General features: G+C 56.6%; 17 protein-coding genes and 1 tRNA gene. 10 read left to right on the forward strand and 8 right to left on the reverse strand.

Going from position 1 to position 19,197, the window contains the following annotated elements:
• Window positions 1-132: 132 nt before the first annotated feature.
• Window positions 133-219 (reverse strand) — tRNA-Leu (locus IBX51_RS02445).
• A gap of 254 nt (window positions 220-473) precedes the next feature.
• Here IBX51_RS02445 and rnr point away from each other — a divergent pair.
• The 8 genes from rnr to alr all read left to right on the forward strand — a co-directional run bounded on the left by rnr (window position 474) and on the right by alr (window position 8,581).
• Window positions 474-2,915 carry a ribonuclease R gene (gene rnr / locus IBX51_RS02450; RefSeq protein WP_291828364.1) on the forward strand — a complete coding sequence of 814 codons (2,442 nt, stop codon included), beginning with the start codon at window positions 474-476 and terminating at the stop codon, window positions 2,913-2,915.
• A gap of 25 nt (window positions 2,916-2,940) precedes the next feature.
• The gene (gene rlmB, locus IBX51_RS02455) at window positions 2,941-3,678 is read left to right on the forward strand and encodes a 23S rRNA (guanosine(2251)-2'-O)-methyltransferase RlmB (protein WP_291828365.1); all 738 of its coding nucleotides are present in this window, start codon (window positions 2,941-2,943) and stop codon (window positions 3,676-3,678) included.
• 240 nt (window positions 3,679-3,918) lie between these two features.
• On the forward strand, window positions 3,919-4,335 hold the full coding sequence (gene rpsF, locus IBX51_RS02460; protein WP_291828367.1) for a 30S ribosomal protein S6: 417 nt from the start codon (window positions 3,919-3,921) through the stop codon (window positions 4,333-4,335).
• 24 nt (window positions 4,336-4,359) lie between these two features.
• Window positions 4,360-4,590, forward strand: a complete 231-nt coding sequence (gene rpsR / locus IBX51_RS02465) for a 30S ribosomal protein S18 (protein WP_008937282.1) — start codon at window positions 4,360-4,362, stop codon at window positions 4,588-4,590.
• A 25-nt stretch (window positions 4,591-4,615) separates the two neighbouring features.
• On the forward strand, window positions 4,616-5,482 hold the full coding sequence (locus tag IBX51_RS02470; protein WP_291828380.1) for a hypothetical protein: 867 nt from the start codon (window positions 4,616-4,618) through the stop codon (window positions 5,480-5,482).
• A 20-nt stretch (window positions 5,483-5,502) separates the two neighbouring features.
• Window positions 5,503-5,949 carry a 50S ribosomal protein L9 gene (gene rplI / locus IBX51_RS02475; protein ID WP_291828381.1) on the forward strand — a complete coding sequence of 149 codons (447 nt, stop codon included), beginning with the start codon at window positions 5,503-5,505 and terminating at the stop codon, window positions 5,947-5,949.
• Between the two features lie 149 nt (window positions 5,950-6,098).
• The gene (gene dnaB, locus IBX51_RS02480; protein WP_291828383.1) at window positions 6,099-7,505 is read left to right on the forward strand and encodes a replicative DNA helicase; all 1,407 of its coding nucleotides are present in this window, start codon (window positions 6,099-6,101) and stop codon (window positions 7,503-7,505) included.
• Entirely contained in the window at window positions 7,505-8,581 is a 1,077-nt protein-coding gene (alr, locus tag IBX51_RS02485) for an alanine racemase (RefSeq protein WP_291828384.1), read from the forward strand. The genes dnaB and alr overlap by 1 nt, the downstream gene beginning before the upstream one ends.
• A gap of 30 nt (window positions 8,582-8,611) precedes the next feature.
• Here alr and IBX51_RS02490 read toward each other — a convergent pair whose 3' ends face one another.
• A complete protein-coding gene (locus IBX51_RS02490; protein ID WP_291828386.1) occupies window positions 8,612-8,968 on the reverse strand; it encodes a hypothetical protein in 357 nt (118 codons plus the stop codon).
• A 157-nt stretch (window positions 8,969-9,125) separates the two neighbouring features.
• On the opposite strand from IBX51_RS02490, the gene IBX51_RS02495 reads away from it, so the two are divergent.
• A complete protein-coding gene (locus IBX51_RS02495) occupies window positions 9,126-10,010 on the forward strand; it encodes a sugar nucleotide-binding protein (RefSeq protein ID WP_291828388.1) in 885 nt (294 codons plus the stop codon).
• 42 nt (window positions 10,011-10,052) lie between these two features.
• On the opposite strand, the gene fnr is transcribed toward IBX51_RS02495, so the two are convergent.
• Window positions 10,053-10,802: a fumarate/nitrate reduction transcriptional regulator Fnr gene (fnr, locus tag IBX51_RS02500; protein WP_291828389.1), complete on the reverse strand. Its 750-nt coding sequence runs from the start codon at window positions 10,800-10,802 to the stop codon at window positions 10,053-10,055.
• Between the two features lie 115 nt (window positions 10,803-10,917).
• The gene (gene ylqF / locus IBX51_RS02505; protein WP_291828390.1) at window positions 10,918-11,841 is read right to left on the reverse strand and encodes a ribosome biogenesis GTPase YlqF; all 924 of its coding nucleotides are present in this window, start codon (window positions 11,839-11,841) and stop codon (window positions 10,918-10,920) included.
• A 239-nt stretch (window positions 11,842-12,080) separates the two neighbouring features.
• Here ylqF and IBX51_RS02510 point away from each other — a divergent pair, with 239 nt between their 5' ends.
• Window positions 12,081-12,521 (forward strand): Spy/CpxP family protein refolding chaperone, encoded by a 441-nt coding sequence (locus tag IBX51_RS02510; protein ID WP_291828391.1) that lies wholly within the window; start codon window positions 12,081-12,083, stop codon window positions 12,519-12,521.
• A 102-nt stretch (window positions 12,522-12,623) separates the two neighbouring features.
• Here IBX51_RS02510 and IBX51_RS02515 read toward each other — a convergent pair whose 3' ends face one another.
• The 4 genes from IBX51_RS02515 to IBX51_RS02530 form a co-directional block, all read right to left on the reverse strand.
• On the reverse strand, window positions 12,624-15,101 hold the full coding sequence (locus tag IBX51_RS02515) for an MMPL family transporter (RefSeq protein WP_291828393.1): 2,478 nt from the start codon (window positions 15,099-15,101) through the stop codon (window positions 12,624-12,626).
• A 139-nt stretch (window positions 15,102-15,240) separates the two neighbouring features.
• Entirely contained in the window at window positions 15,241-16,287 is a 1,047-nt protein-coding gene (gene lipA, locus IBX51_RS02520; RefSeq protein WP_291828395.1) for a lipoyl synthase, read from the reverse strand.
• A gap of 131 nt (window positions 16,288-16,418) precedes the next feature.
• Window positions 16,419-17,696, reverse strand: coding sequence for an aminotransferase class I/II-fold pyridoxal phosphate-dependent enzyme (locus tag IBX51_RS02525; RefSeq protein WP_291828397.1), 1,278 nt, complete (start codon window positions 17,694-17,696; stop codon window positions 16,419-16,421).
• A 140-nt stretch (window positions 17,697-17,836) separates the two neighbouring features.
• The gene (locus IBX51_RS02530; RefSeq protein ID WP_291828398.1) at window positions 17,837-19,048 is read right to left on the reverse strand and encodes a serine hydrolase; all 1,212 of its coding nucleotides are present in this window, start codon (window positions 19,046-19,048) and stop codon (window positions 17,837-17,839) included.
• Between the last annotated feature and the right edge of the window lie 149 nt (window positions 19,049-19,197).

Below are 19,197 nucleotides of genomic sequence, written 5' to 3' on the forward strand. Positions count from 1 at the left end.
GTCGGATTATCTCGTTGGTTTTCTGGCGGAAGAGTGAGCTTGGGTGTCCGTGTCGCAGCTCTGGGTGCCGGATGCGGTTATCGCTTTCGAGGTGTTCGTGTTGGTATCTTTTCCACTTCCTGGGGAAGGAAATGGTGCCGAGGAGAGGACTTGAACCTCCACGCCCTTGCGAGCACTAGCACCTGAAGCTAGCGTGTCTACCAATTTCACCACCTCGGCAGGTGATTTGCAGATTTGCTGTTAGTTTATTGAAAACTGAGCGTTTCTGCCACATCAGTGAGGTTTGCCCTCAACCGATGGCGCGTACTTTAATAATTCCCTTATAAGCTGTCAAACATTTTTGGAAAAAAGTTTTTGGCGTATTTATGCCTATAAATTGCGCCCTGGTTAGGCACGTTTGCCGTACCGACGTTATACTGTTGGCACAATGAATATCGCCGCGCTGATTTGCGGCTTGAATGACAAGGATCCGAATGGTTTCCAGTAACAAAGAAGGACGGGACCCTCACGCCGAGCGCGAGGCCCAGAAGTACGATAATCCGATCCAGAGTCGGGAATTTATTCTCAATCACCTGAAAGAGCGTGGTGCGCCGGCTACCCATGAGACCTTGTGTCAGGAGCTGGGGCAAAGTTCTGAAGAAGGTATTGAGGCCTTGCGCAGGCGCCTTATCGCCATGTGTCGCGACGGTCAGTTGATCTGCAATCGCCGGGATGCATTTTTGCCCATAGAAGAGGCTGAGTTGGTCACGGGCAAGATTGTCGGGCACCGGGATGGCTTCGGGTTTTTGATTCCTGATGACGGCGGCTCGGACCTGTTCCTGACGGCGCGTCAGATGCGTCAGGTGTTTCACGGTGACCGGGTAGCCGCCCGGGTTGATCGGGTGGATGATCGTGGTCGTCGTGAGGGTGTCATTGTCGAGGTGCTGGAATACCGCACGCAGCAGACCGTCGGCCGGTTCTTCAAAGAAAGCGGCATAGCCTTCGTGGTGCCAGAGAATGCGCGCATCAACCATGAGATTCTGGTGCCAGATGAGCACGCTGGTAAGGCTGTGCACGGTCAGTATGTGGTCGTGGAAATTATGCGCCAGCCCACGGTGCGCACCCAGCCCACGGGCCGCATACTGGAAGTGCTCGGGGAGCACATGGCGCCTGGAATGGAAATCGACGTGGCTATCCGCGCCTATGACATTCCTCACAGCTGGCCATCTGCGGTGGGTGAGCAAACCTCGGGTATCGCCGAAGAGGTCACTGAAAAAGACAAGGCGAACCGGGTAGATATCCGCAATATGCGCCTGGTCACTATTGACGATGAAACAGCCCGGGATTTTGACGACGCGATATATTGCGAGCCACGCCCCCGCGGCGGGTATCGACTGGTGGTCGCCATTGCCGATGTGTCCCATTACGTGCGCCCGGGTTCGCCGCTGGATGAAGAGGCTATCCAGCGTGGCAACTCGGTGTACTTTCCGGACCATGTTGTTCCGATGCTGCCGGAGAAGCTCTCCAACGGTCTGTGCTCGCTGAATCCGGGTGTGGATCGGTTGTGTATGGTGGCCGACATGACCATCAGCGCTGCTGGTAATATCAGTGGCTACACCTTTTATCAGGCGGTGATGCGCAGCCATGCACGGCTGACCTATAACAAGGTTAGCGCCATGCTGGAGCACCCCGACACAGAGCAGGGTTACAAGCTGAGTGCCCATTACGCAGATTTGCTGCCGCACCTGCACAACCTTTACGAGCTCTACAAACTGCTTCGTCGTGCGCGTACCGAGCGGGGCGCCATCGATTTTGAAACCACGGAAACCAAGATCGTTTTTGACGCTGAGCGCAAGATTGAAGAAATTGTGCCGGTGCACCGCAACGACGCCCACAAGATTGTTGAAGAGTGCATGTTGTGCGCCAACGTGGCCACGGCCCGATTCCTCAGAAAGCATGAGGTGCCTTCGCTGTATCGGGTGCACGATGGGCCTTCTGAAGAGCGTTTGAGCAATCTCCGGCTGTTCCTCGGCGAACTGGGGCTTCAGTTGGGCGGTGGTGACAAGCCGACATCGGCCGATTACCAGCAGCTTCTGGCCCAGGTGGCCGACCGCGCAGACGCCAATGTCATCCAGATGGTGATGTTGCGATCGCTGAGTCAGGCGGTGTACAGCCCGGAAGAGGGCGGTCATTTTGGTCTTGGCTTTGCCAGCTATGCTCACTTCACCTCGCCGATCCGGCGTTACCCGGACCTGATTGTGCATCGGGGCATCAAATCCCGGATTCATAATCCGGATGTGCAGAAGGATGTGGTCTCGCCCAAGGTGTCTGATTCCGAGCTGGCGGTGTATCCCTACGATTTCGCTAAAGTGAAACAGCTGGGTGAGCACTGTTCGATGACCGAGCGGCGCGCCGATGATGCAACGCGCGATGTCATGGCATGGCTCAAGTGCGAATTCCTTCGGGATCACGTGGGCCAGGAGCACGACGGTGTTATTGCTGCGGTGACGCCTTTCGGTTTCTTTGTGGAGCTGTCAGAAATCTACATCGAAGGTCTTGTGCATGTGTCGACCTTGAGTGGTGACTACTTCCATCACGATGCGGCCAAGCATCGGATGATTGGTGAGCGCACGGCGGTGAGCTTCCGCCTGGGTGATGAAGTGCGGGTGCGGGTTGTTCGGGTAGGCATGGAAGACCGGAAAATTGACCTGGAGCTGGTCAGCACACCGAAAAAGCGCACCGAAGACCGTGATGCCCTGGACCTCTCCAAGCGCGAAACCCGTAATAAGGGTGATCGAGCGGGTAAAGGTGGCAAGCGAGGCAAATCCGGAAGCGCCAAAGACAGGCTGGCGTCAGAAGCCGCCAGAGAAGCGTCCCGGAGTGCCGGCAAAGGTAAGCCGTCTGCCTCGGGCAGAAAGCGCAAAAGCCGATCGTGATTCGTTGCACAGGAAGTAATCGTTAGTGTCTCATGAATATGTATTTGGCTGGCATGCTGTGGATGCGGTGCTCAAGCGAGAGCCGGAGCGGCTGCAGCAGGTCTGGATTCAGACCGGTCGTCAGGATAAGCGTGTAAAGTCGGTAACCGATGCGCTCGATGGTTTGGGTGTGCGCTGGAAGGTGGTGCATCGCAGGGAACTGGATGAGCGGGTTGGTGGCGTCCACCAGGGTGTGGTGGCGGCGGTCAGCGAAAGCCGTGAATGGACCGAGGCGGACCTGATGGCTCAGTTGGCGGCCAGTAACAAGCCGCCGTTTCTGCTGGTTCTGGATGGTGTGACCGACCCCCATAACCTGGGCGCCTGCCTGCGCACGGCCGATGCCGTTGGGGTGCAGGCGGTGATTGTGCCGAAAGACAAGTCTGCTTCATTGACACCGGTGGCCAGAAAAGTGGCCTGTGGCGCGGCAGAGACCGTGCCCTTTGTCAGAGTGACCAACCTCGCCCGGTTTCTGCGAGAGCTGAAAGATCAGGGTGTCTGGCTGATCGGAACCGCCGGGGAGTCTGACGCCAGTCTGTATCAGGCTGATTTCAAAGGCCCGGTGGCTTTGGTTATGGGTGCAGAAGGCAAGGGCATGCGCAGGCTGACGCGTGAGCACTGCGATCAGTTGGTCAACATTCCCATGCAGGGGCATGTTGATAGTTTGAATGTGTCGGTGGCGACCGGCGTCTGCCTGTATGAGGCCCTGCGCCAGCGGCTCGGTTAAGTCTTGCACAACCTCCCCCATGCGCATAGAATACGTGACCCCTTTTGCGAGGGGTGGTTTTGTATTGTCTGAAGTCAGGTGTGCAAGATCTCGCTTTTGGCGGGGCCGTCTTTGATAAGGTCTTGCCGCTAAAGCAAAAGAAGCCGGCAGCTTTGCTGTCACCTCCTTGCTTTCATGCTCGGGAACGGGGCTTACCGCGCCCGCCGCAGAAGGAAGCTGTTCAAACCGTAGGGAGAACTCATGCGTCACTACGAAATCGTATTTATGGTACATCCGGATCAGAGCGAGCAGGTGCCCGCTATGATCGAGCGTTATACCAGCGTCATCACTGAAGATGGCGGCAAGGTACATCGCCTGGAAGATTGGGGCCGTCGTCACCTGGCTTACCCGATCAACAAGATTCACAAAGCTCACTACGTGCTGATGAACGCTGAATGTTCACAAGCCGCTATGGACGAGCTGACTCATAACTTCCGGTTCAACGATGCCATCATCCGCGAACTGATTCTGCGTCGTGACGAGGCGGTTACTGACATGTCTCCGATGAAGGCCGCCGAGTCCCGTGAGGACCGTCGTTCTGGCGGGGATGAGCGTCCACGTCGTTCAGCCGATTCTGACAATCGTCAGAGCGATGATTCCCAGGACGAAGAAGAGTAATTAACCGGAGTTAGGAGTTACGTTATGGCTCGTTTTTTCAGACGTCGTAAATTCTGCCGTTTCACGGCAGAAGGTGTTAAAGAGATCGATTACAAGGATCTCGACACCCTGAAAGGCTACATCACTGAAACCGGCAAAATCGTGCCCAGCCGTATTACCGGCACCAAAGCACGTTATCAGCGTCAGCTGGCTACCGCTATCAAGCGCGCCCGCTACCTGGCACTGCTGCCGTATACGGATAGCCACGACCACTAAGTACAGACAGACAGGACCCGGGACCATGCGTGCACTGGCACAATTTGTAATGCGCGGTCCCCTGCAGGCCGGCGGGGTTGCCGCAGTTACCACTGCAGTACCTCTGTTGTTCTGGATTGGCGCAGCGGTTATTGGCCTGGTCATTCTGAGACTGGGTATCCGGCAGGGGCTGAACATCGGCCTGTGGGCATTAATGCCCGCGTTGGGTTGGGCCGTTTACGGTCAGGATCCGACATCGCTGGTGGTGTTGCTGCAGGTGATGCTGATGGCATCTATTCTCAGAACAACGCATGCCTGGGAGAGAGCACTGTTGTCTGGTGCTTTTCTGGCCATACTGACCGGGTTGTTGTTGCCCGTGATGTATCCGGCGCTGCTGGACGAACTGGTTCAGGCGGGTGTCGGGTTTTACGAGCAATACAATGCCGAAGTGGCCCGGTCTTTGGGCAGCGATCTTGAGCTGATCATCCGGGACACCATGAACGCAAGTATGGCAGGCACTTACTTCGCCACAGCGATCGGTATGACGATGCTGGCGAGGGCATGGCAGGCGGGGCTTTATAACCCCGGTGGATTCCGCAAGGAATTTCATGCCCTGCGGTTGTCGCCAGCGATTGCGGTTGTGTGTGTGATCACCATGGTGATGGGCCCGGTATTGGGGCTTAACTCCATGCTTCTGGTCTGGGCGGCGGGAACTCCGTTGTTCATTGCAGGACTGGCGGTGGTCCACGGTGCGGTTGGTCGTAAGCAGTGGAGTGGCAACTGGCTGGCAATGTTTTACATTGCGCTGGTGCTGCTGGGTCCAAGTCTGATGATGCTGTTATTGGTTCTGGCTTTTGTGGATAGCTGGCTGGATATCCGGGGGCGCATAAAGCCCGCCGGGCCGGCTGAATAAAGCACGAAGAGGTTAACGAGATGGAAGTTATTCTGCTCGAGAAAGTAGCAAACCTTGGCTCTCTGGGCGACAAGGTAAAAGTTAAGGCCGGTTACGGTCGTAATTTCCTGCTGCCGTATGGCAAAGCTGTTCCTGCCACGGCCGCAAACGTACAGGCGTTCGAAGAGCGTCGCGCTGAGCTGGAAAAAGTGGCCGCTGAAAAGCTGGCAACTGCCCAGGCTCGCGCTGAAGCTCTGGAAGGTGCATCCTTCACCATCACCTCCAAGGCTGGTGAAGAAGGCAAGCTGTTCGGCTCTATTGGTGTTCGTGATGTTGCAGAAGTTGTTTCTGCTGGCGGCACCGAGGTCGAGAAGAGCGAGGTTCGTCTGCCAGAAGGCCCGCTGCGGGTTACCGGTGAGTACGACATCGAGCTGCAGCTGCACTCAGACGTTGAAGTGACCATCAAGCTGGCGGTTGTTGCCGAGTAATCGGTCGCCACGATTTGTTGATCATTTAGAATGATAAGGCCCTTGGCGTTAGCATTCTGAAACGGGCCCGAGCCGGAAACGGTTTCGGGCCCGTTGCTTTCTGGTATTCTTGTCCTCCTGTTTAATCATTTCATACTTGTCTGGTGTTTATGGCGAACCCCACGTTCAAATCTGCGTCAATTGATCCGGAAACCAGTCGCATCAAGGTGCCCCCTCACTCTGTAGAGGCGGAACAAGCGGTGCTTGGCGGTCTGATGCTGGACAATCGGCGGTTTGATGAGATCTCCGAGATTATTTCGGCGGTGGACTTCTATCGTCAGGATCACAAGCTGATCTTTGGTGCGGTGGAACGTCTCGCCAGTGAGAATGAGCCGCTTGACGTTGTCACGCTTGCTGAATTTCTTGAGCGTGCCGGTGACATCGAAGATGCCGGGGGCTTGCCTTACCTGGCTGAGTTGGCGGAGAAAACACCGGGTGCCTCTAACATCAAAGCGTATGCCGAGATCGTCAAGGAACGGTCAATTCTGCGTCAGCTTTTGGTTGTTTCCGGGGCCATATCAGACTCTGCATTTAATCCTCAGGGTCGCAAAAGCGCAGAAATACTGGACGAAGCTGAGCGTAGCGTATTCCAGATTGCAGAATCCCGTAACAAAGAAGGCTCCGGGCCCAAGTCGATCAACCCGATTCTTGCCACGGCGTTGAGTCGTATCGAGGAGTTGTTTGAGTCTGGTGAGCAGACTACCGGCCTGACCACCGGCTTCAGGGATCTGGATGACCAGACCTCGGGTATGCAGCCGGCCGATTTGATCATCGTGGCAGGGCGGCCCTCGATGGGTAAGACCACCTTTGCCATGAACATCGTTGAGAACGCCCTGATCAGTACCAGCACACCGATCCTGGTGTTCAGTATGGAAATGCCCGCAGATGCGCTGGCCATGCGTATGTTGTCATCGCTCGGACGTATCGATCAGTCCAAGGTGCGCAGCGGTAAGCTGGATGAAGACGACTGGCCCCGCCTGACGTCTGCGGTCAGTCTGCTCAAAGACAAGCCGCTCTACATTGACGACACCCCTGGCCTGAGCCCTACCGAGATGCGCTCCCGGGCCAGGCGAGTTGCCCGGGAAAACGATGGCAAGATCGGCCTGATCATGGTCGATTATCTGCAGCTGATGCGGGTGCCCGGTAACTCCGAAGGCCGTACCGCAGAAATTTCAGAAATTTCACGCTCTCTCAAGGGGATTGCAAAAGAGCTGAGCTGCCCGGTAGTGGCGTTGTCCCAGCTCAACCGAAGCCTGGAGCAGCGGCCCAACAAACGGCCGATCAACTCGGATCTCCGTGAGTCGGGTGCGATCGAGCAGGACGCAGACGTCATCATGTTCGTATATCGTGATGAGGTCTACAACGAAGACACCCAGGACAAGGGCATTGCCGAAATCATTATCGGTAAGCAGCGGAACGGTCCGATCGGCACCATCCGCTTGGCGTTTATTGGCAAATACACCAAATTTGAAGACCTGGCGCACGGGGATTACGGAGATTACGGTGGGGATTATTAATGCCGCGCAGTACTGTCGCCCATATCGATCTTGACGCGCTCCGATTCAACTATCGGCTCGCCCGCGAAAAGGCCGGTATCGCCCGGACTATGGCAGTCATCAAAGCTGACGGGTACGGCCATGGGATTACAGCCGTTGCCAGTGCGCTGGCAAATGATGCGGAAAAGTACGCTGTTGCCTGTATTGAAGAGGCCTTTGCTATCCGCAATAGCGGTCTGACCCAGCCAGTGGTGTTATTGCAGGGTGTTCATGCCCGTGGTGACCTGGCTGACTGCCAGGCGCAAGGGTTTGAGCCGGTGCTGCACAGTACCCAACAATTGCAGTGGCTTGCCGCTGGCGGTCCGACACCAACATTTTGGTTAAAGGTGAACACGGGGATGAACCGGCTGGGTTTTCGCCCTGACGAGCTTCCGGCCCTGATGAACACGTTGGATGCCGGGGGGCAACGGGCCCAGCTGTTGGGTTTTGTTACTCACTTCGCCTGTGCTGACGATCTCGAGAGCCCGATGACCGACGAGCAAACCCGGTGTTTTGACGCTGCCACGGCGGCCTGGCCTGATCTGATGCGCAGTGTGGGCAACTCTGCTGCGCATTTTCGTGCCGGGCAGTGCCTCTATGACTGGAGCCGCCCCGGGATTATGTTGTATGGAGCGTCGCCGATGATTGGTGCAACCGGCGCAGAGCTGGGCTTGCGGGCGGTCATGACACTGCAGGCACCGTTAATCAGCACCCGCATGGTCCGTGCTGGAGAATCCGTGGGTTACGGTGCCAGCTGGGTGGCGGAGACCGACACCCGGATGGGCATGGTGGCCATCGGCTACGGTGACGGCTACCCTCGCCATGCCGGCACCGGCACGCCCGCTGCGATTGGTGGCCAGCGTGTTCGCCTGCTTGGGCGGGTATCGATGGATATGCTGGCAGTAGACCTGACCAAAGCGCCAGAGGCCCGTGAAGGAGATGCGGTAGAGCTCTGGGGGCCGACGGTGGGCGTGGATGAAGTGGCAGCCTGTGCCGGCACGATAGGGTACGAACTGTTGACCGGCGTTACCGCAAGGGTGCCCAGAATCTGTCTTTGATCGACAGCTCCCGGGCCGTCCTGGATGGAGTCAGTGGGTTTCAGGTTCGTGGATGATTTCTTCAATAAAATCGAGAATGGCAGCCAGGCTGCGGTCATCCAGCTTCTTCAGTACCTTGTGAACGACCATTTTGCTGCCCTTGAGCATGCTGCCGATACCCATTTTGGCCATGCCCATCATCATGCTGCCGGCGTTAAGACGGCGCAGAGGCTCCAGAAAAAAGAAATCGAGGCCTTGTTCGGTCAGCTCTACAATCAGGTCGAACAGTTTGTCGATGGCTTGTTTATCGGCTTTGCCGCGTTCCTTCAGCTCGCAGACGGTATACAGGGCTCGTGTGCGCAGCTCGTCAGGAATGGGGGCCACGATGTGGCTTTGTTGTTTCAGCATAGAGGTTCCTGTTGTTGTATGCTCGTCAGTGAGACTTCTTTTTAACACCGGCGTTTCAGGCTGCATGATAGTGCAGCAAATCCGTTGTCCGAGCCATTGGCCTGGGTGATGGATTGCGCCCGTCACATCAGTGATATTCCGGAGGCGGTGATTTAACGTGCATGTACTTGTGGTTCACGACTATGGCCCGCTGGGCAAGGTGCTTCTGGAGCGGCTGCGCAACACGCATCTACAGGTCAGCCCGTTGCTGGTGAGCGACCCGGCCAATGTTGATTTGCATGCCTTGGAAAGCTGGATTCCGGGCGATACCGAGCTCATCGTTAACGCACTCTGGCTGGTGAATCCGGAAAAGGCCGAGCGCGATCGCGAGGCGACCCATCAGGTGGCCTTTTCACTACCCTTGGCGCTGGCGGAGTACGCCCGTGATAAGGCAATGGCGCTGATTCAGTTGTCGTCCTGTTATGTGTTTGATGGCCGAAAACAAGCGGCCTACATAGCATCTAACCCAGGCCAGCCGATGAATGAATTAGGTCGATGGCAGTGGGAGTGTGAGCAGGCGCTACGAACGATTTTGCCGAGGCACATCATTCTTCGAACGGGCTGGAGTCTTGCTCGTTTTGTTCAGAAGGTTCAGAAGAGCGCGACCGGCAGTGACGGGCTGTTTTTGCCTGGCCGTTGTCTGGGGCAGCCGGTCGCAGTGCAAGACCTGGCTCGTGTGATTACCGCCGTAGTGTTGCAGGTAGACTGCGGAGCCGAAGCATGGGGCACCTATCAGTACGCCGGCGCTGAGGAAGTCAATCTTTACGAACTTGGGCTGGCGATTACCGGGATGCCTGGCATTCCTGAAGGCATCCGGATTGTTGATGAGGTGCCGGATTGGGCGCATCTGGAGCCGGTGAACACCACGATGGTGTGCAGCAAAATCAAGAATACGTTTGGGATCAAACAGTTGCCGTGGCGAACCTGGTTGTTGGAAGAAGTGGCTCTGCTGAAGGCAAGAGCAGACGTTTCTCAACAAAAAGAGCCGGCGAGTCCCTCCTGAGGGTGCCGGCTCTTTTAGGTGAAAACGGGCTCTGCGAAGCGGTTACTGGCCGCCTTGCCTTGCGAAATCCCGTGTGACCATCTGTAAGGCTTCAACATCCAGAAGCTCCACCTCACGGCCCCGTGCGCGGATGATCCCCTGGTTCTGAAAACGCGTGAACACTCGGCTGACCGTTTCCACGGCAAGGCCAAGGAAGTTGGCGATGTCGTTTCTCGCCATAGGCAGGCTGAAATTGGTTGGCGACATTTTGCGGCGGCGGAACCGGCTGGAAAGTGACAACAAGAGGGCGGCGATCCGCTCCTCGGCCGTGTTCTTGCTTAGCAGCATCGCTAGCTGATGGCTATTCTGGATTTCCTGGCTCATCAGGTGGTACATATGGTGCTGGAGTTCAGGCAGCTTGAGCGTTAATTCTTCCAGTTTATTGACCGGAAATTCGCAGATGCTCGTGCGCTCAAGCGCTTTGGCCGTACAGGCGTAGTTCTCGCTGCTCATGCTGTCCAGACCCACCAGTTCGCCGGGCATGAAAAAACCGGTTACCTGCTCTTCACCGTTTTCACTGATGATGGACGTCTTGATCGAGCCGCTCTTAACCGCAAAGCAGGACCTGACCTGAGTGCTCTGGTCAAAAATGTGCTCGCCGCGGTTGTAGATTCGCCCCTGCTGAACGATGTCTTCCAGTCGGTCGAGATCGTTTTCCTCAATGGCCAGCGGCAGGCAAAGATTGCTCAAGCTGCACTGGTTGCATGAGGCCTTGAGGGATGTCACTTGATGCAGTTGTATTGCCTGGGCCATAGCGGATTAACCATCTCTCCATTGACTGACGTCAAGTATAGCAAAAAAGCATAGCGTTATGAGTAGCTTTTAGGCGTAAACGCTTACGGGCAATGCCGGGCCTGGCCTCGGTCGGTCAGCGGGATCGTTTTTTCCTTTCATCTGTGCGAGCGGCCTTTTCGGCGGCTTCAGCTTCTTCCCGGGCTTTTGTTTCCAGTAGTTCTTTCTCAACCATTGCCGGAGTTTCCAGCGAAACTCGTCCAATCGTACCAGCCCTGAGCTCGTTCAGCAGAATTTCAGACACTTTGTGGAGATCCGGAATGCCGCCGCGGCGGAAGAACTTGCGTTTGCCTGCGATGGCATCCATCAGGCCCAGGCCATCAACAGGTTGCTCGTCGAGCCCGTAACGGGTCATAACCAGCTCTGGATAAGCCTTGATCAGAAAGTCGGCCTCAAACATGGCCACATCTTCAAAGTCCAGCACCGCGCTGCGAATGGCCCCGGTGATGGCAAGACGGTAGCCGCAGGCCTCGGGTGACAGTTTTGGCCATAAAAAGCCCGGGGTATCGTAAAGCAGGACGTTGTCGGGGAGCTTAATGGCTTGTTGAGCTCGGGTAACGGCGGGCTCATTGCCTGTTTTTGCCGCCGACCGCCCCGCCAATGTATTGATCAGAGTCGATTTGCCGACATTAGGAATGCCGAGGATCATCACCCGGAGAGCACTCTTTTGCCGATCATGGTTGGGTGTCAGCTCTTCGGCAAGCTTGAGGATGCCCAGAGCCTCCTGCCGTTGATTATGGGTCAGGGTGATGGCGCGAACACCGCGTTCCTGTTCGATCCATTTGAGCCACTGCTCGGTGACAGCAGGGTCTGCCAGATCTCTTTTGTTCAGTACTTTGATCAGCGGGGTGTCGCCCCGTAAAGACGGTACGAGCGGATTCTCACTGCTGAACGGGATGCGGGCGTCAACAACCTCGATGATCAGATCCATCTGAGGCATGACTTTTTTGATCTCCTTTCGGGCCTTGTGCATATGCCCTGGAAACCAGTTAATAGCCATGATATTCGCTCCGCTTGCTGTTTGAAGGCGCCATTATGCAGGGGAATGACTAAATTTTCATATACCGGCCTGCCCCCGTGTGCTGCGGGCAGGCCGGTATTTTTTTGGAAGTATGTACAAAAAGAAGGGATGTCGGGGTGAAATCCGGTGCCGGAATGTTTTAGGGTGTACAGCCTTGAGTACTTAAAGCAACGCAATCCGGCGGTTAAAGCTTGGCTGCCGGCGACTTGGAGATTTCTATGAAGCTTGTAAAGATCATCGGTTCTGCACTGGTAGCCTTTAGCCTTTCAATGCCCGCGTTCGCCCAGCAGGCTGCACCCGGCCAGCCTGATCAGGTAGCCCAGTTGGCCGAAATGGTAGGGTTGTCTGATACTCAGCAGACCGAAATTCGCGGCATCATTGATGAAATGGAAGGAGAGATCGGTTCGTTGCGCCAAAACGCACAGGGACTGCAGCAGGCTTTGCAGGCTGAAATCAAGGCCGACTACAGTGAATCGGCAATTCGCGAAAATGCCAAAGAGCTGGGTGATGTAACTGGTGAGATTGCGGCCCTGTCTGCACTCATGCAGGCCCGTGTTGATGCCGTCTTCACCGCAGAGCAGCGTGATGAGCTGGATCGTCGTATGCAGGAAATGCAGCGTCAGATGCAACAGCAACAAATGATGCAGCCGGGCCAGTAATCTGGCCAGCAACAGTGTGACGTGCCGGCGCTGAAGACAGCCTGCGGCAAACCACGTTGTTATACAAAAAACCGCCAGAGCCTTGCCCTGGCGGTTTTTTTGTTATGGAGAGGGGAAGGGCCTGGTCAGGATGATCAGCCTTGGCAGCAAGGTGAGAGAGCCGAGTAATGCCATGAACATGGCGAAACCTGTGAACAGGCCAAAGTAGATGGTCGGAATGAAGTTCGACAGCACCAGAATCGAAAATCCGGAAATAATGGTCAGGGACGTAAAGAACATGGCCTGGCCGATGCTGCGATGGCAGCGATGCATCGTGGCCAGGTAGTCGCCGTCTTTCACAAACTCGGTTTTGAAGCGGTGAATGTAGTGGATGGTATCGTCAACCGCGATGCCCACGGTGATGGCGGCAACGGTGATGGTCATCATGTCCAGAGGAATACCCAGCCAGCCCATCAGACCCAGGACAGAGCCTGCCGCAATCAAATTGGGTGCCATGCCGATCAAGGCCAGTGTTACTGAGCGGAACAGAATCAGAAACATCACCATAATGGCGGCGAATACCACACCGATGGTTTTGATTTGGGAATCGAACAGGCTTTGCAGCATATTGTTGTACATAACGGTCATGCCAGACAGCTGAATGCGGTCGTCGTCGTATCCCAGCTCGGTGGTAAGGTGAGTGTGGATGCGGTCCAGCAGATCTTGCCGGCGCAGGTCGGGCATGGTTTCAAGAATCCGAATGCTGAAGCGGGCCTGCTTTTGCTCTTCCGAGATGTAAGGCGTTAGCAGGATCTCTTGCAGATCTGCCGGCACAGCCGCCGGGACAAAGGCCAGTTCCAGTGCGTTAAGGCGTTTGCCCGAATTGATCTGAGCGAGCAGGTCTAGTGTCGTGCTGATCGATAGTACCTTGCCGGTTTCTGGCAGGCTATCCAGAAAATCATGTACCTGGCCGAGTTGCCGCATTTTCTGATAGGTGTACCAGGTATCGCGGTACTCCTCTTCATCGCAGTCCTCAACAAATGGGTCGCAGTCGCTGGCAAACGGGTCGTCATTGACGTTTTCCGGAACCGGTTGATCGGTGATCACCACGTCCAGCGGCGAGGTGCCTCCAAGCCGATCATCAATGACGACCATGCCCTGATGGATTTCGGTGGACGATTTGAAGTAGTCGATAAAGCTGTTTTCCACGGTCAACCGGCTCAGGCCGATCACACACAACACGGCAATCACCCCGGAGCCCACCAGGACTGTGCCACCGAAATGTTCGGTAAAGCGTGCGAAGGCGTCGGTAAAGGGAACGCGATCAGACGCGACGCACTGGTCCAGAGGGGGTGGCAGCAGGCTGAGCAGTGCCGGAAAAATCAGGAAGGTGATCACGAAGGCAACGGCCAGGCCCAGGGTCATCATCCAGCCAAAGTCGATCACCGGGCGGATGCCGCTAAAGGTCAGAGAGCCGAAGGCGACAATGGTGGTGATGGCCATGTAGAAGCAGGGTTTGATCATGGCCATGATGGTTCGGCGCAGAACACTCCCTGGTTCTGCCTCCGGCTCGTCGTGCTGGAATTCCCGGTAACGCACGATCAAGTGAATGGTGAGCGACAGGGTCATGATTAACAGCAGCGATACGAAGTTGGATGAGATCACGGTAACGGGCCACTGAGCCCAGCCCAGAAAGCCGATCATCAGCCAGACGGTTAAGCTGCAGCAGAGCAGGGGCACCAGAACCCAGCGCCATTGCCGAAAGATGATGGCAAGGGTCAGCAACAGAAACGCCAGCACGCCCAAACCAAAGGTAGACAAGTCGTTCTGGATGAACCGGATCATATCGGAAACGATCATGGGCACGCCGCCCAAATGGATGGTCGCTCGATCACGATACTCGTCAAGAATGACTCGTACTTCAGCGATGGTGGCATCCCGCTCTTTACCGAGGGTGTCGGTGTAGCGGATAAACTCCTGGCTGACCTGTTCCAGTTGCCGCCGATCATGGGCATCGGCCGTGCCGGCATCGACCTTGTCCCTCAGCTCATCGCGCTGATTCAATAATTGGAAATAGCGTTCGGGCGTTGGCAGGTTTACCTGAATGGCGGTGGTGCCGGCGTCTTCACTGATCAGCAAGTTGGGGTACATGGGGTTGTTGAGCAGCGCCTGGCGTGCGGTCTCTGGTGCAACGTCATCGGCATCCAGTGTCTTGATCTCACTGTCGACTGTGTCTAGCGTCAGGTCCGGACTGTGCAACAGGGGAACGCTAAGAATGCTGTTGGTCGAGCTCACAGCCGACAGGGCCGCCAGTTTGTCTCGCAACGACCGGAAGTGGCCCAGGCCGGTGTCCGTGAACAGGTCTTCGTGTGCGGTGTAGGTGACCACCAGAAAGTCATCGGAGGTGGTGAACACCCGGTTGACCTGCCGGTATTGTTCCAGTGAGCGATCGTTCTCCAGAACCAGGGATTCGGCCGAGGCGTCCAGTCGGAATTGATCAAAGCGGAGAGCGGCTACCGCCAGCAGTACACCGAACAGAATCAGTACAATCCAGGGGTGAGGAAGGATAAAACGATCGTAAAGGGCGCCAAGGCGGTTCATGAATAACGGCTCTGCTTAAAAAACGAGTGCAGAGTTTGCCACAAACCTCAGTGAACTGTGACCTTTGAGGCTGCTTGTTCGAGAGATTTAACAGGATGCTTCTGGCGGATGTTTCGCAGCAGGGTCAGCATGGGCGCCATCAGTCGATGGCCTTCACCGGGATTTGCACGGCGTTGGCAGACTGCGGCACTTCGGGCACAGCCAGCCCCAGGTTGTTTTTGTCGAACACCCTGTCCGCGCGGTAACTGGAGCGGACCATGGGGCCGGAGGGCACTTCCATAAAGCCTTTCTCCAGTCCGATTTCCCGGTAGCGGTTGAACTCTTCCGGGGTGACGTAACGCTCGACCGCAAGGTGGTTCGGGGTGGGCCGCAGATACTGGCCCAGGGTCAGGATGTCAACGTCGATGGCGCGCAGGTCATCCATGGTCTGCAGAACTTCTTCTTCGGTTTCGCCAAGCCCCAGCATCAGGCTGGTTTTGGTGAGCACATCCGGACGATGCTTTTTGGCGTGAGCCAGTACGCTCAGGGTTTTCTCATAGCCGGCGCGCGGATCGCGCACTTTGCTGGTCAGGCGTTTGACGGTTTCCACGTTTTGAGCGAACACGTCGAGGCCAGAATCCACCACTTTCTCGACATCGCTCATCACAGCATCAAAATCCGGGGTGAGGGCTTCTACCGCGACTTCCGGTGTGCGTTGCTTGATGGCCGACACGCAGGCGGCGTAGTGTGCGGCGCCGCCATCGTCCAGGTCGTCCCGGTCAACCGAGGTCAAAACGATGTAGCGCAGCCCCATCAATTCCACCGATTTGGCGGTATTCTCGGGCTCTTCTGCATCGAGCCAGCCTTTCGGGTTGCCGGTATCGACCGCGCAGAACTTGCAGGCACGAGTACAGACTGAGCCCATCACCATGATGGTCGCGGTGCCGTTGGTCCAGCACTCACCGATATTGGGGCAGTGGGATTCCTGGCATACGGTGCTCAGGCGATGCTCCGACACATTCCGGCGCACAGCGTCGTAACGTTCGCCTCCGGGCATTCGGGCTCTCAGCCATTTGGGCTTGCGCTCCAGGGGTTTGTCTTCCGTGCTGGCGGCGGATCGTTTCACGCCGTCCTTGATGGCGGCGAAGCCATGCTCGTTACGGAATTTGGAACCACTGATAATGCGGGGCTTTGCGCTGTCGCTCATTTGGCCGGGAGCTCTCTGATCAAGGTATGAATAACGTTAAAGGTTAATCGGCAGGGCGGGCAGATACAAGGCAGATACGGACAATCACGGGGGTGCCGGGCACGACATTGGTCGTACCCGGTTGAGCAAGATCAAGCCTGGGATTTGTCCAGAGCCTGAGTGACGTCGGCAAGGATGTCGTCTACGTGCTCAATGCCGATCGACAGCCGTACCAGATCCTCACTGACACCGGCGCTCTTCAGCTCGTCCGCATCCAGTTGACGGTGGGTGGTGGTGGCAGGATGGCAGGCAAGAGATTTGGCATCGCCGATGTTCACCAGGCGCAGAATCAAGTCCAGCGCATCGATGAACCTGGCACCGGCCTCGCGGCCACCCTTGATGCCGAAACTCAGAATACCGGAGGCCTTGCCGCCGCAAATTTTGTCGCAGGTAGCCTTATAGGGGCTGTTGTCCAGACCGGCGTAATTTACCCATTCGACGGCTGGGTGGTCCTGCAGGAACTGGGCAACTTTCTGGGCGTTGTCGCAATGGCGTTCCATGCGCAGGGCCAGGGTTTCCAACCCCTGCATGATCAGGAACGAGTTGAATGGCGACAGGGCCGAGCCGGTGTTGCGCAGCGGTACCACGCGGCAGCGGCCGATAAAGGCGGCTTCGCCCAGCGCTTCGGTGTAGACCACGCCGTGGTAGGACGGGTCGGGCTGGTTCATCATCGGGAACTTGTCGGCGCTGGCTTTCCAGTCGAACTTGCCGGAATCCACCACAATGCCGGCGACGGTGGTGCCGTGGCCGCCAATGTATTTGGTCAGGGAGTGCACCACGATATCGGCGCCGTGCTCGAACGGCCGGCACAGGAACGGTGTGGCCACGGTGTTATCAACGATCAGCGGAATACCATGCTTATGGGCAATCTCTGCCCACTTCTGGATATCCACCACGTTGCCGGCCGGGTTGCCGATAGACTCGCAGAACAGGGCGCGAGTCTGGTCGTCGATGGCGTTTTCCACCGCCGCGAAATCATCGTGCGGCACCATCTTGCACTCGATGCCCTGGTTGGGCAATGAGTGGGCGAACAGGTTGTAGGTGCCGCCGTAGAGCTGGCTGGTGCTGACGATGTTATTGCCCACTTTGCAGATGGTCTGCAGGGCGTAGGTGATGGCTGCCATACCGGACGCCACCGCCAGTGCGCCAACGCCACCTTCCAGGGCCGCCATACGCTCTTCCAGAACCGAATTGGTCGGGTTCATGATGCGGGTATAGATGTTGCCCTGAACCTTCAGATCAAACAGATCGGCACCGTGCTGGGTGTCATCGAAGGTATACGAGGTGGTCTGGTAGATGGGGGTTGTAGCGGCCTTGGTCGTCGGGTCGCTCTTGAAGCCGGCGTGTAGCGCGAGAGTTTCCGCTTTCATCACAACATTCCTTGCTGGTGGTTTGTTTTTGGTTGGTCTGGGCTGGTGAGTATGCCACAGGCAATGGAGACCGCGCACAGCTTGAAGCGTTATACGCTTATGTCTTTGCCGCAGGAAAACGAAGGTGTCTTGCGGCTGATTTAGGTTAGCGCACCGTACACCAGTGCTCTAAGGTCCTGGCGGATGGGGTAGGATGAGGATGGCATCAGCTGAGTCATGAAGATCACCACCATGTCCTCCACCGGGTCGACAAAGAAGCTGGTGCTGGCCAGTCCGCCCCAGCCGAATTCGCCTTCCGAACCGATGGTGGCAGACTTGGCAACATCGGTTCTTACCGAGAAGCCCAGTCCAAAGCCGCTGCCGGCATAGGGTGTTTCGCTGAAGCCGCCAATTGAGAGCGCCGGCAGATCCTTGCCATCGGGCAGGTGGTTCATGCGCATGAATTCCAGGGTTTTGCGCCCGATAATACGCTGGCCCTGGTACTCCCCACCCTGGCAAAGGGCTTGGGCGAAGCGGAAGTAGTCATCCATGGTGGAGACCAGGCCGCCGCCGCCCGACAGGAACCTGGGTGCCTTCAGGTAGCGGGAGCGCTCTGGGTCGTCTTGCAGCTTGATGGTGTCGCCAGGCTGGTACAGGTAGCAGGCGGCAAAGCGGTCCTGTTGCTCTGGCGTTACGTGAAAGCCGGTGTCGATCATGCCCAGTGGCTCGAAAATGTGCTCACGGAAATACTCATCCAGAGGCTTTCCGGACAGCAGTTCTACCAAATACCCCAGTACATCGGTGGATACGGAATAGTTCCAGGCGGTGCCCGGTGAGAACTCCAGTGGCAATTCTGCGAGCCGGTTTACCAGCTTGTCCAGGGTCAGAATAGAGCTGCCGTCCAGCTTCAACTGGCGATAAGCCGCATCTACTTCCGTTCTCTCGGTGAAACCGTAGGTCAGTCCGGAGGTGTGGGTCATCAGGTCCCGGATGGTCATGGTGGTGGTTGCCGGCCCGGTTTTGAAGTCCGGATAGCTGCCACTCTTGTACACCTTGAGGTTCCGCCATGATGGGAGGTACTTGTGCACCGGGTCGTTCAGCAGGAATTTGCCTTGCTCATACAGTTGCATCATGGCGATGGAGGTGATGGGCTTGGTCATGGAGTAGATACGGAACACTGTATCCTGTTCCATGGGCAGGTTGCGCTCTGCATCTCGCAGCCCTCCGGTCTCCCTCCAGACAATCTTGCCGTGTCGCGCAACCAGTGCCGCAAAACCGGGCAGTTTGCCGGGCTGGATATAGTTCTGTTCAAAGTGCTGGCTGATGCGCTCAAGGCGGTCCAGCGACAGTCCTGACACGAGGGATTCCGGCATGGCTGCTATCCTGTGCTATAAAACGTGTAATCGGGCTCTCAATGGAGAAAGGCCAGAACGAAAAAAAGCCCGGTTCTTTCGAACCGGGCTTTCAGGATACTGGTAGCAAGGGGCGGAGTCGAACCGCCGACCCCAGCATTATGAGTGCT

It is taken from the genome of Marinobacter sp. (genome assembly GCF_014859525.1).
Taxonomy (GTDB): Bacteria; Pseudomonadota; Gammaproteobacteria; order Pseudomonadales; family Oleiphilaceae; genus Marinobacter.